Origin of the sequence: Sphingomonas sp., from assembly GCF_039595165.1 — a bacterium.
Classification (GTDB): domain Bacteria; phylum Pseudomonadota; class Alphaproteobacteria; order Sphingomonadales; family Sphingomonadaceae; genus Sphingomonas.
Map to the genome: position 1 here is coordinate 1 of NZ_JBCNMA010000109.1, position 11,662 is coordinate 11,662.

Sequence of the window (11,662 nt, forward strand, 5' to 3'; positions counted from 1 at the left end):
ATGAGAGCTTCATCACCTCGGTCGCGGGCCTCGACAAGAAATGGGCAGCCTTCGCAGCAAACGAGAGCGCGGCGGTCGACCGCATCCGTGTGGAAGTCAGCGAAATCAGCCAGCAGACCGGCATGGCGCTCACCGAATTCCGCCGCATCGTCAATATGGTGCAAAAGGGCGAGCGCGAGGCGCGTATCGCCAAGAAGGAAATGGTCGAGGCAAACCTGCGCCTCGTGATCTCGATCGCCAAGAAATACACCAACCGCGGCCTGCAGTTCCTCGACCTGATCCAGGAAGGCAACATTGGCCTGATGAAGGCGGTCGACAAGTTCGAGTATCGCCGCGGCTACAAGTTCAGCACCTACGCCACCTGGTGGATCCGTCAGGCGATCACCCGATCGATCGCCGATCAAGCGCGCACCATCCGTATTCCGGTGCACATGATCGAGACGATCAACAAGCTGGTCCGCACCAGCCGCCAGTTCCTGCATGAGCAGGGCCGCGAGCCCACGCCCGAGGAAATGGCCGAGCGTCTGTCGATGCCGCTCGAGAAGGTCCGCAAGGTGATGAAGATCGCCAAGGAGCCGATCTCGCTCGAGACCCCGATCGGCGACGAAGAGGACAGTCATCTCGGCGACTTCATCGAGGACAAGAACGCGATCATCCCGGTGGATGCGGCGATCCAGGCGAACCTCAAGGAAACCGTCACCCGCGTCCTCGCCAGCCTCACCCCGCGCGAGGAGCGCGTGCTGCGCATGCGCTTCGGCATCGGCATGAACACCGATCACACGCTCGAGGAAGTGGGCCAGCAGTTCAGCGTGACCCGCGAGCGCATCCGCCAGATCGAGGCGAAGGCGCTGCGCAAGCTCAAGCACCCGAGCCGCAGCCGTAAGATGCGTTCGTTCCTCGACCAGTAAACGGCTAGACCGGACGAAGATAAGGGCGGAGGGCATCCCTCCGCCCTTTTTCGTTGCCGATCGCTCAGGCCCCGGCCGGCGCCATGGTGAGGTCGTCGAGCCGGTCGTAGCTCACCGCCATGCCATGCTCCATGCCGGTCGCGAGCATCGCCGCGCGCGTCTCGCTGTCGGGCAGCGTCATGCGCATCGTCATCAGCGTGCCGGCTCCGTCGGCGTCGAACCGCGTCTCGACATGATTGTCGGGGGTCGGATCGGGCAGGTGCATGCGTTCGACATGAACGATGCGGCTGTAGGGCTCGAGCTCGACATATTCGCCGGTCAGGTGAAAGCCGTTGCCCTCCCCGTCCTTCCACTCGTAGCGGATCTGCCCGCCGGGCCGCGCGTCGTTGATGCATACCGGCATCGTCCAGCCATCGTCGCAGCCGAGCATCCATTGCTGGATCAGCTCGGGCTCGACATGCGCGCGGTATACTTTCTCGGGCGGCGCGGCGAAGCGCCGCGTGACCACGACATGGGTCTCACCTTCGGTACGGATATCAAGCTTTGCCATCGGTCTTCTCCTCTTGGTCGTTCATGGTGGCGAGGACCGCGTCGAGGCGGTCGTAATTGGCGGACAGCGCCTTGCGCAGCATCGACAGCCACTCCTCCATCCCGGTGAGCGCGGCGGGCGCGAGCCGGCACGGCCGCCGCGTCCCCTCCACCCGGCGCACGATCAGCCCGGCGCCTTCGAGCACCTTGAGGTGCCGCGACACCGCCGGCTGAGTCATCTCGAACGGCCGGGCGAGCTCCATTACCGTCGCCTCCCCCGTCGCTAGCCGTGCGAGGATCGCCCGGCGCGTCGGATCGGCGAGCGCGGCGAATGCGGAATCGAGACTGGCCATGTCACCCTCACTGTATAACTTACTTGTTATATAACGAGTCTGACATGGTCAAGCGTGAAAAATCAGCTGGCGCGGTTGCAGCCGCGTGCCTCCTGGCATAGTCGTATGATGACTTATCATATGACGGATCAGGAGGGATGGTGATGCTAGGGCGGACGATTGCAATCGCGACGGCACTGTTGGCGCCGGGCTCGGTTGCCGCGCAGAACTACAATCTCGACCAGCGCGACGCCAGCTTCCGCGAGAAGCTGACTATTATCGAGGAAGCGCAGGCGCCGGTGATCGGCCCCGACAGCAATCAGCTCGGCGACAACAAGTCCGGCTTCGAGACCGGTATGACGCTCAAGGTCGACGGCACCTACCATCTCTTCATCTCCGAGATGTTCGGGCGGCCGCATCTCGACCTGCGCATCGCCCACTGGACCAGCCCCGACGCGACCAACTGGACGCGCAAGGGCACCGTGGTCGACAGCGTGCCCGGCCGGTCGCACCTCAACCACCGTTCGGAAGTGTGGCTGCAGGGGGTGATCTTCGACGAGAAGACCGATCGCTGGAACCTGTTCTACATCGCCTATCGCGGCGGCAACCGCGAGAAGAGCGAAGCGCTCAACCTCGACTATGAGGGCATCGCGGTCCGCGCCGTGTCGCAGACGCCGGGCCGCAAGGGCATCGGCGGCCCGTACAAGGACGCGGACGTATCGATGGCGCCGGGCGGCAAGGACGCGGCAATGTGGGAAGGCCAGCAGGGCCTGGACAGCTTCTTCCCCTACAAGATCGGCAACAACAAATGGGCGGCGCTGCACGGCAGCCACAACCATTTCCCGGTCTCGCCCTGGTATGTCGGCGTCGCGACGGGCGACAGCCTGACCGCGAACAAATGGACTCGCGTGCCGAGCGAGCAGCCCTCGCCGATCGAGAGCCTGTTCATCGAGAACCCGATCGTCGAGAAGCTGCCCAACGGCCACTACATGGCGCTTTACGATTCCAACCACTTCACGCCGGTCCAGCCCGACCTGCCGGCGCGGCCCAACAATTCGGTAAGCTACAGCGTGTCGAAGGACGGCATCCGCTGGCACCAGGGCCGCTCGCTGATCGTGCAGAGCGACGCGAACAACTGGGCCTCGGACATCCGCACCCCGCTCGGCCTGGTGGCGGAGGGGAACGGAGTCTACACGATCCTCTATACCGGGCGGATGAAGGACAAGCCGTTCTGGGCGATCGGGAAGGTCAAGGTGAAGCTCAGCGAGTGAGCACTATTCGAGCGTATCGCCGTAGCGGCGAATCGCGATTACCGCGAACACCCCGCCCAGCACCGCAAGGATCAGCAGCTGGGTCAGCGCCTCGCTCGCGACCCAGCCCTTGAGCATCACCCCGCGCACCACGCGGAGATAATGGGTGACCGGCAGCAGTTCGCCCAGCCACTGCGCCCAGCGCGGCATGCCGGCATAGGGGAAGGCGAAGCCCGAGAGCAGGATCGAGGGCAGGATGTAGAAGAAGCTCATCTGCATCGCCTGCATCTGGGTCTTGGCGAAGGTCGAGAGCGTGAAGCCGAGCAGCAGGCTCACCGTGATGAAGACGAGCGTGGCGAGCGCCAGCAGCCAGGCGGCGCCGGCGAACGGGACCGAGAAGATCAGGCCGGCGAGGACGACGATGATCACCGTCTGCGCCGCGCCGATCAGCACATAGGGCAGGATCTTGCCCGCCATCACCTCCATCGGGCGCAGCGGCATGGCGAGGAGGTTCTCCATCGTGCCGCGCTCGCGCTCGCGCGCGACGGCGATCGAAGTCATCATCACCATCGTCATCGACAGCACCACGGCGAGCAGGCCGGGCACGATGTTGTGGCTGGTGATCCCCTCGGGATTGTAGCGGCGCTGGATCACAACATCGACCGGCGAGGGCGTCGCGGCGCGCGCCGCGAGCGGCCCGATCAAGTCGTGGCGCAGGCCCGAGAGCACCGCCTGCTCGACCGCGAAAGTGGCGTTGCCGGTGGCGGCGGGATCGGTCGCGTCGGCGAGGACGAGGAGCTGCGGCCGCTCGCCGCGGACGAGATCGCGGGTGAAGTTGGTCGGCACGACGATGAGGAACTGGACCGAGCCGCGGCGCAGCATCGCCTCACCCTCCCCCGGTTTCGTCACCGGGACGAGCTCGAAATAGGAGCTGGCGCGAAGCGAATTCTCGACGGTGCGGGTGATCGAGCTATGGTCGTTCATCTCGAGCGCGGCGCGCAGGTGGCGGGGATCGTTGTTGATCGCGAAGCCGAACAGGATGAGCTGGACCAACGGCAGCCCGACCACCATGCCGAAGGTAAGCGGGTCGCGGCGGAGCTGGTGGACCTCCTTGACGAGGACCGCCCAGATGCGGCGCCAGGCGAAGACGACGTTCCCGGTCATGCGCGCGCCTGCGTGCCGTTGTCCCCAGTGCTATTATCCGTCGCGCCGCGCATGAGGTGGATGAAGACGTCTTCGAGCGTGGGATCGGTCTCGCGCCAGCTGATCTCGGGCGCGACGTCGGCGACGGCGGCCTTGAGGGCGCTCATGTCGCGACCGCAGACGTGGAGCGTGGGGCCGAAGGCGGCGGCCATGTCGACGCCGGGCCGGTTCTCGAGCCGGGGCGCGAGCCGGTCGGCACCCGGCCCCTCCCCCGCCAGCGCGACCAGGCCCGAGCCGGCGACGATCTCCTCCGCCGTGCCGCGCGCGAGCAGCACGCCATAGGCGATGTACGCGATGTCATGGCAGCGCTCGGCCTCGTCCATATAATGGGTCGAGACGAGCACGGTGGTGCCCTCGGCCGAAAGCATATGGACCTGGTCCCAGAATTCGCGCCGGGCGAGCGGGTCGACGCCGGCGGTGGGTTCGTCGAGCAGCAGGATCTCGGGATCGTGGAGCACGCAGGCGGCGAGCGCGAGGCGCTGCTTCCACCCGCCCGACAGCGTGCCGGCGAGCTGGTCGGCGCGGGTCTCGAGCCCGAGCCGTTCGAGCGCGGCGGTGACGCGGGCGTTCTTGCCGTCGAGGCCATAGGCGTCGGCGACGAAGGCGAGATTCTCGCGGATCGTCAGGTCCTCGAACAGCCCGAAGCGCTGAGTCATGTAGCCGATCTTGAGCTTGATCAGCTCGCGCTGGGTGCGCAGGTCGAGGCCGAGCACGGTGCCCTCCCCGCCGTCGGGGATGAGCAGGCCGCAGATCATGCGCAGCGTGGTGGTCTTGCCCGAACCGTTGGGGCCGAGGAACCCGCAGATGCGGCCCCGCGCCACCTCGAGGCTGAACTTGTCGACCACCGTGCGGTTGCCGAACTTCTTGATCAGCCCGTTGACGTCGATCGCGGGCGCGTCGCTCATCGCGGATGGACCTCGACCGGCAGGCCGGGGCGCAGCCGCTCGACTCCGGCATCGGGATAGGCCTCGACCAGGAAGACGAGCTTGGCGCGGGCGCGTTCGGAATAGATCACCGGCGGGGTGAACTCCGCCTGAGGCGCGACGTATCGGACGGTCGCGGCAACCGGCTCGCCGCAGCCATCGCAGCTGACGCGCACCTTCGACCCCGGCTTCAGCGCTGAAATCGCCTCCTGCGGCGCGTAGAAGCGGATCTTCACCCGGCCGGGCGGGAGCAGGCGCACGACCGGCGTGTTGGCAGGCACCCATTCGCCCGGGTTGAAATAGGTCTGCTCGACCAGCGCGGCGATCGGCGCGGCGGGCGCGATCTCCGCGCCGCGCCGCCGCTGCGCCGCGATCGCGGCCTCGGCCGCGGTGATCTGCGCGTCGGCGGCGGCGATCTGGTCAGTGCGGCCGGCGAGCTCGCCCGAGGCCTCGCTCGCCTGCGCCTGGCTGAGCGAAGCACGGGCGCTCTCGGCCGCGGCGCGCGCGGCATCGAGCTGGACCTTGGTCGCGAAGCCGCGCTGGGCGAGCGTCGCGATCCGCTGATAGTCGCGCGCGGTGCGCGTCACTTCGGCGCGCGCCGCCGCCTGCTGGGCGCGGGCGATGTCGAGCTCGGCGGGCCGCTGGCGCGCCTTGGTCAGGTCGTCGCGCTGGGCACGCGCGGTGGCGAGCTGCGCTTCGAGCCGCCGCAACTCCGCCGCGGTCGTCTCCGGATTGAGCGCGAACAGCGCCTGTCCCGCCATTACCTGCCCGCCGCGCTGCACGGCGAGGCTGGCGAGTTGGCCGGAGACCGGCGCGGCGACCTCGATCGCCTCGCCCTCGACATAGCCGAGCCATGGCTCGGGCCCGTCGTCGCGTCCGAAGGCGAACCAGACCAGGCCGGCGAGAACCGCCAGTCCGATCACCACCAGCGGCAAAATCCGTTTCATGCGCGCACTCCCGCGAGAAGCCCGTTCAGAACGATATCGAGATGCGAGGCGGCGAGCGCCTCCATCTCCACCGGCTCGGCGCCGACCGGCTCGAACACCGTCTTCCACAGCGCGCCGAGCAGCAGCGCCCCGCCCACGCTACGCGCCGCCAGATGCGGGTCGACCGTACGGAACTCCCCGCACGCGACCCCGCGCGCGATGATGTTCTCCACCAGGGTCAGGATGCGGCTCACCGCGCGATCGTGATAGGTGCGCGCCATTTCGGGGAAATTGCCACCCTCGCCGATCACCAGGCGGGGCAGGAACGCGATCTCGGGCTGGGCGAGTTGGCTTGCGCCGAACCGCACCAGCGCCTGGAGCTGTGCGGACGGCGGCGCCGACTCCATCTCGGGCGGCAGCGCGGCGGGCAGCCGGGTGGCGAGCATCCAGTCGACCAGCTCGCGGAACAGCGCCGCCTTGTCGGCGAACTGGAGGTAGAGCGCCGCCTTGGAGATACCGACCCGCGCCGCCACGTCCTCCATTCGCGTGCCCGCATAGCCGCGTGCGGCGAACTCAGTCCGCGCGGCGGTGAGGATCGATTCGCGGCGATCTGGCGGGGTGCGGCGGGGCATGGGTCATAAATAACTGACGCGTCAGTTATTGAAAAGGCCCCTCGACGGGTTGTCACGCCGTTCAGAACTTCGCCTTTCGGCCATCGCCCGTTTTCCCCGGCGTCGCGGCACCGGAATCTTCCCGATCAAGGGCAGGCCTTCGACACGCTCCCGGATGGCAACAAGAGCTTGGATTCCCGCCGGAATATGGTGGCGAGGTGACCCTCGTCGCACGCGAGGCCGCTATTCGCATCAGCATCTGTCGAGTTTTCCACACCCGTCGGCGCGGTAAATCGCGCATCAACCACGTCTTTACGTGCTTCGGTATAGACCTGTGGATCACAGGGGATTCACAAGCGCCGGAGCGGCTGGTGCGAAGCGAGCGTGGGGACCTATGGCGTTGGAGTCGGTGCAGACGGCGGGACTAGGCGGAGCTTCGGGCACGTTGACGGCACTGGTCGCCGCCGACGGCAGCGCGAGCCATCGCTTTCTCGCGCGCCTCGCCACCGGCGTCGCGCCGATGCGCGACCTGTCCGATGTCGTGCACCAGTTCTGCCTGCTCCACGCGCGTCACCCTGACGTGATCGAGCAGGCGCTCGAGCATTCGCACGAAGGTGCCACGGCGGCGTGGATGGCGGAGGCGGCCGCGGGCTTCGCCGCCGAGCGCGCTTATATCGTCCGCCTCGTCGCCGCGGCCGGGCCGTTGCCGAGCACGCCCGGCCAGGCCCAGTCCGAAGCGGCGATCGCGGCCCAGCGCCACGCGCTCGATATGCTGGCCCAGTCCGACCGCACGGGCTGCGCCGACGGCACGGTGCTCGCGCTGGTGCTCGACTGGCCCGCGATCCGTGCACTGCTGAACATCGCCGGAGAGCGGCTGGGGATCGACCCGCCCGCCTCCGCCCTGCCCCCGGCGTTCGAGACCGCGACGGTGATCGACGCGCTCGCCGCGACGCTGCCGGTCGAGCGCGCGATGCTGTTCGGCGCGCAGCAGATGCTCGCCCAGCATCGCGGCCTGTGGGACGTGCTCGAAGCGCGCGCATCGGCCCGCGACGCGCACTGACCCCGTCTGCCGATCGCTATCTGCTGAACAGGCGGGAGCGCGGCAACCACGCCCCGCCCTTCGCGGATCAGCTGCGGCGCGGGCTGCAGCTCGAAACCTTCTTCTCGTCGGCCTCGGTGCCGCCGACCTTGCCCTCGAACAGCGTGCCTTCCTCGCCCTTGGTCCACCAGACCAGCGTCTTGCCGGCGGAGCGCCCCTGGTCGGTAGCATATTTCGCACCGCTCGCGGCCTGGACGCCGGTCAGCTCGTAGCTCTTGTCGCCGATCATCAGCTTGGCCTTGGCGGGGGTGACGCTGGTGTCATAGGTCGCGCTGAGCAGCAGCGCGGGCATGCAGTCATAGGCCACGGTCTGCGGCGGAACGACGGGCGGCGCGGTGGTCTCGTTTGCCACCGCGGTCGTGTCGGTCGTCCCGTTGGCCGGAGCGGTCGCGGGCTTCTGGCCGCAGCCGGCGAGGAGCACGAGGCCCACAAGGGGAGAGACAAGCAGGGATCCGGTATACAGCTTCGGCATCGAACGTTCCTCTCTCTGCATGCGCGGCGTGGAGTCGGGCCGCGCCGAAGTTCTACGGGAGCGGCGCACGACAGGCAAACAGCTTGCATCCCGGGCCCTGGTCCAGCTACCGCCATACCCGATCTTCCGATCGGGGACCCGCATGCGCTTCGAAGGCACCCAGAGCTATATCGCCACCGACGACCTCAAAGTCGCGGTCAACGCCGCGGTGACGTTGCGCCGCCCGCTGCTGGTCAAGGGCGAGCCGGGCACGGGGAAGACCGTGCTGGCGTACGAGATCGCCAAGGCGGTGGGCGCGCCGCTGATCGAGTGGAACGTCAAATCGACGACCAAGGCGCATCAGGGCCTGTACGAGTATGACGCGGTCGCCCGGCTGCGCGACGGGCAGCTCGGCGAGGAGCGCGTCCACGACATCTCCAACTATATCCGCCGCGGCAAGCTGTGGGAGGCTTTCACCTCCCCCACCCTGCCCGTGCTGCTGATCGACGAGATCGACAAGGCCGATATCGAATTCCCCAACGACTTGCTCCAGGAACTCGATCGCATGGAATTCCATGTCTACGAGACCGGCGAGACGGTACGCGCCGCCGAGCGGCCGATCGTGGTGATCACCAGCAACAACGAGAAGGAGCTGCCCGACGCGTTCCTGCGCCGCTGCTTCTTCCACTATATCAGATTCCCCGACCGCGAGACGATGCAGGCGATCGTCGACGTCCATTTCCCCGGCATCCAGAAGCTGCTGGTGAGCAAGGCGATGGACATCTTCTACGACATCCGCGAGGTGCCGGGGCTCAAGAAGAAGCCTTCCACCAGCGAGCTGCTCGACTGGCTCAAGCTGCTGCTGCACGAGGATATGCCGCTCGACGTGCTCCAGTCGCGCGATCCCAGCAAGGCGATCCCGCCGCTGCACGGCGCGCTGCTCAAGAACGAGCAGGACGTGATGCTGTTCGAGCGGCTGGCGTTCATGTCGCGGCGGGCGAAGTAGCGCGGGCAATCGCGCCAGCATTGTAACTCTCACCGCCCGCGCGCTCGGGCCTATCCGATGGTGCAGCCGCTCGAACGGCGCAACCAACGGAGAATTGCAATGCCCGATATCCTGCACAAGGTGGCGATCAAGGCCACGCCCGCCCAGGCCTATGCCGCACTCGCCACGATCGACGGCCTCTCGACCTGGTGGACGACCGACACAAGTGGCAGCAGCGCCGTCGGCGGCGAGATCGGTTTCCGCTTCGGCGAGCACGGCTTCAACGGCGTCAAGGTGATCGAGCTGGAACCCGAGCAGCGCGTGCTGTGGGAAGTGATCGAAGGCCCGGAATCCTGGCTCGGCACGCGGATCGGCTTCGACCTGTCGCAGGACGGCGACGACGTCGCGGTGCTGTTCAAGCATTCCGGCTGGCGGGAGCAGAACGAGTTCATGCACACCTGCACCACCAAATGGGCGATGTTCCTGATGAGCCTCAAGGCAGCGCTCGAGACCGGGATCGGCGCGCCCTATCCCAACGACGTGCACATCACGCACAGGGGCTATTGAGGCCCGTCAGCAAGGGCGTCGTTTCGGTGTCCGCCGCCGGCAAGTGCGTTAGCGGCTTGCGGCGCGGCGGATGCTGAAACAAGCTCGGCGCGACTGAAGAAGGGCAAGACGATTGACCGACCCGGCCGGCGCCACCCGCTTTGCCCGTATCCGCGCCCGGCTCGAAGCGGCGCAGCCGACTTCGGGCTGGCAGGGCGCGCTCTACGAGTTCCTGCTGTTCGGGTTCAAGCAGGGCTGGGCGTGCCTGTTCGGGGCGCTGATGCTCGCCTTGCTGCTCGCCACGCATTTCTTCTACCCCGCGAACGCGCCGCTGGCGCGCTACGATTTCCTGACGATCGGCGCCGTGACGATCCAGCTCGCCATGCTCGCCTTCCGGCTGGAGAGCTGGAACGAAGCCAAGGTGATCCTCGCCTTCCATGCCGTCGGCACGGTGATGGAGCTGTTCAAGACCGCGCACGGCTCGTGGCTCTATCCCGAGCCGAGCCTGTTGCGGATCGGCGACGTCCCGCTGTTCTCGGGCTTCATGTATGCGGCGGTAGGCAGCTACATCGCGCGCGTCTGGCGCATCTTCCACTTCCGTTTCGACCATTATCCGCCGCGCTGGGCGAGCTATGCATTGGCGGCGGCGATCTACATCAACTTCTTCGCACACCATTGGCTGCCCGATATCCGCATCGCGCTGTTCGCGGCCACCGCGCTGCTCTTCTGGCGGACCCGGGTGCGATTCATGCCGTTCCGCACCGAGCGCTGGATGCCGCTGCTGATCGGCTGGCTGCTGGTCGCGCTGTTCATCTGGCTCGCCGAGAATATCGGCACCTTCTCGCGCGCCTGGCTCTATCCGGGGCAGGAGAATGGCTGGGCGATGGTCCACCCCGGCAAGCTCGGCGCGTGGTATCTGCTGATGATCATCTCGTTCGTGCTGGTGTCGCTGGTGCATCGCGAGCGCGGGGACTCGCCCGAAGTTGACGAAGTTACGCGAATCCCGCTCGAAACTGTAACCTTTGGCCGGATCGACGATTCGAAGAGCGAACCTGATCGAAGCAGTTGAAATCCAACATTGCAAGGTGGTGGATTCTCAATTCGCGACCTTCACCACCAGTTTTCCGATCGCACCGCGGCTTGCGAGCTTCGCGATCGCCTTGCCGCCGTCCTCGAACGCGAAGGTCTCGCTGACATGGGGGTTGATCTTCCCCTCCTCCCACAGGCGGAAGAGGTGCTCGACATGCGCGGCGTTGGCCTTGGGGTCGCGCGCGGCGAAGGCGCCCCAGAACACGCCGCACACGTCGCAACTCTTGAGCAACGTCAAGTTGAGCGGGAGCTTGGGGATGCCCGCCGGAAAGCCGACGACGAGATAGCGTCCTTCCCAGCCGATCGAGCGCAGCGCGGGCTCGGCATAGTCGCCGCCGACGGGATCGTAGATCACCTGCGCGCCGTCCGGGCCGACCGCGGCCTTGAACTGCTCGGCAAGCGCCCTGGATTGGTCCTTGTCGAAGGGGGCACGGCCATAGACGACGGTCTCGTCGGCGCCAGCGGCCTTCGCGGCGGCCGCTTTTTCCTCGCTCGACACCGCCGCGACGACGCGCGCGCCGAACGCCTTGCCGAGCTCGATCGCCGAGAGACCAATGCCGCCCGCCGCGCCCAGGATCAGCAGCGTGTCGCCCGCTTTCAGGCGCCCGCGGTCGAGCAACGCGTGAATGCTCGTGCCATAGGTCATCAGCAAGGAAGCGCCCTGTTCGAAGCTGTGCCCTTTCGGGAGTCGGTAGAGGCGGCGGCGATCGACCGCGACCCGCTCCGCAAGGCCGTTCCAGCCGGTCGCGCCGAGCACGCGGTCGCCGGGCGAAAGGTCGGTGACCCCCTCCCCCACCGACTCGACCACGCC

14 protein-coding genes are annotated in these 11,662 nt (G+C 67.1%); 6 read left to right on the forward strand and 8 right to left on the reverse strand.

Annotation, left to right across the window (positions count from 1 at the left end; genetic code table 11):
- Positions 1 to 908, forward strand: a 908-nt coding sequence (gene rpoD / locus ABDV68_RS15100) for an RNA polymerase sigma factor RpoD (protein ID WP_343520925.1), incomplete at its 5' end; no start/stop codon positions are given.
- Positions 909 to 972: 64 nt separating this feature from the next.
- Here the strand turns inward: rpoD and ABDV68_RS15105 are convergent.
- Positions 973 to 1,458 carry an SRPBCC domain-containing protein gene (locus ABDV68_RS15105; protein WP_343520926.1) on the reverse strand — a complete coding sequence of 162 codons (486 nt, stop codon included), beginning with the start codon at positions 1,456 to 1,458 and terminating at the stop codon, positions 973 to 975.
- Positions 1,445 to 1,789: a metalloregulator ArsR/SmtB family transcription factor gene (locus ABDV68_RS15110; protein ID WP_343520927.1), complete on the reverse strand. Its 345-nt coding sequence runs from the start codon at positions 1,787 to 1,789 to the stop codon at positions 1,445 to 1,447. The genes ABDV68_RS15105 and ABDV68_RS15110 overlap by 14 nt, the downstream gene beginning before the upstream one ends.
- Positions 1,790 to 1,932: 143 nt before the next feature.
- Here ABDV68_RS15110 and ABDV68_RS15115 point away from each other — a divergent pair, with 143 nt between their 5' ends.
- On the forward strand, positions 1,933 to 3,039 hold the full coding sequence (locus ABDV68_RS15115; RefSeq protein ID WP_343520928.1) for a hypothetical protein: 1,107 nt from the start codon (positions 1,933 to 1,935) through the stop codon (positions 3,037 to 3,039).
- Positions 3,040 to 3,042: 3 nt separating this feature from the next.
- On the opposite strand, the gene ABDV68_RS15120 is transcribed toward ABDV68_RS15115, so the two are convergent.
- From ABDV68_RS15120 to ABDV68_RS15135, 4 genes are read right to left on the reverse strand one after another with little or no spacing between them, the layout of a single operon-like run.
- Positions 3,043 to 4,182, reverse strand: a complete 1,140-nt coding sequence (locus ABDV68_RS15120) for an ABC transporter permease (RefSeq protein WP_343520930.1) — start codon at positions 4,180 to 4,182, stop codon at positions 3,043 to 3,045.
- Positions 4,179 to 5,126, reverse strand: a complete 948-nt coding sequence (locus tag ABDV68_RS15125; RefSeq protein WP_343520932.1) for an ABC transporter ATP-binding protein — start codon at positions 5,124 to 5,126, stop codon at positions 4,179 to 4,181. Before ABDV68_RS15125 ends, ABDV68_RS15120 begins: the two co-directional genes overlap by 4 nt.
- On the reverse strand, positions 5,123 to 6,091 hold the full coding sequence (locus ABDV68_RS15130) for an HlyD family efflux transporter periplasmic adaptor subunit (protein ID WP_343520933.1): 969 nt from the start codon (positions 6,089 to 6,091) through the stop codon (positions 5,123 to 5,125). Before ABDV68_RS15130 ends, ABDV68_RS15125 begins: the two co-directional genes overlap by 4 nt.
- Entirely contained in the window at positions 6,088 to 6,702 is a 615-nt protein-coding gene (locus tag ABDV68_RS15135) for a TetR/AcrR family transcriptional regulator (RefSeq protein WP_343520934.1), read from the reverse strand. The genes ABDV68_RS15130 and ABDV68_RS15135 overlap by 4 nt, the downstream gene beginning before the upstream one ends.
- 424 nt (positions 6,703 to 7,126) lie before the next feature.
- Here ABDV68_RS15135 and ABDV68_RS15140 point away from each other — a divergent pair, with 424 nt between their 5' ends.
- Positions 7,127 to 7,741 (forward strand): hypothetical protein, encoded by a 615-nt coding sequence (locus tag ABDV68_RS15140; RefSeq protein WP_343520935.1) that lies wholly within the window; start codon positions 7,127 to 7,129, stop codon positions 7,739 to 7,741.
- A 67-nt stretch (positions 7,742 to 7,808) separates the two neighbouring features.
- Here ABDV68_RS15140 and ABDV68_RS15145 read toward each other — a convergent pair whose 3' ends face one another.
- Entirely contained in the window at positions 7,809 to 8,252 is a 444-nt protein-coding gene (locus tag ABDV68_RS15145; protein WP_343520936.1) for an MliC family protein, read from the reverse strand.
- A 142-nt stretch (positions 8,253 to 8,394) separates the two neighbouring features.
- Here ABDV68_RS15145 and ABDV68_RS15150 point away from each other — a divergent pair, with 142 nt between their 5' ends.
- From ABDV68_RS15150 to ABDV68_RS15160, 3 genes are all read left to right on the forward strand, one after another.
- Positions 8,395 to 9,237: a MoxR family ATPase gene (locus tag ABDV68_RS15150; RefSeq protein ID WP_343520937.1), complete on the forward strand. Its 843-nt coding sequence runs from the start codon at positions 8,395 to 8,397 to the stop codon at positions 9,235 to 9,237.
- 99 nt (positions 9,238 to 9,336) lie between these two features.
- Positions 9,337 to 9,783, forward strand: a complete 447-nt coding sequence (locus ABDV68_RS15155) for an SRPBCC domain-containing protein (protein WP_343520938.1) — start codon at positions 9,337 to 9,339, stop codon at positions 9,781 to 9,783.
- A 112-nt stretch (positions 9,784 to 9,895) separates the two neighbouring features.
- Positions 9,896 to 10,831, forward strand: coding sequence for a DUF817 domain-containing protein (locus ABDV68_RS15160; protein WP_343520939.1), 936 nt, complete (start codon positions 9,896 to 9,898; stop codon positions 10,829 to 10,831).
- A 27-nt stretch (positions 10,832 to 10,858) separates the two neighbouring features.
- Here ABDV68_RS15160 and ABDV68_RS15165 read toward each other — a convergent pair.
- Positions 10,859 to 11,662, reverse strand: an 804-nt coding sequence (locus ABDV68_RS15165; RefSeq protein ID WP_343520940.1) for an NADPH:quinone oxidoreductase family protein, incomplete at its 5' end; no start/stop codon positions are given.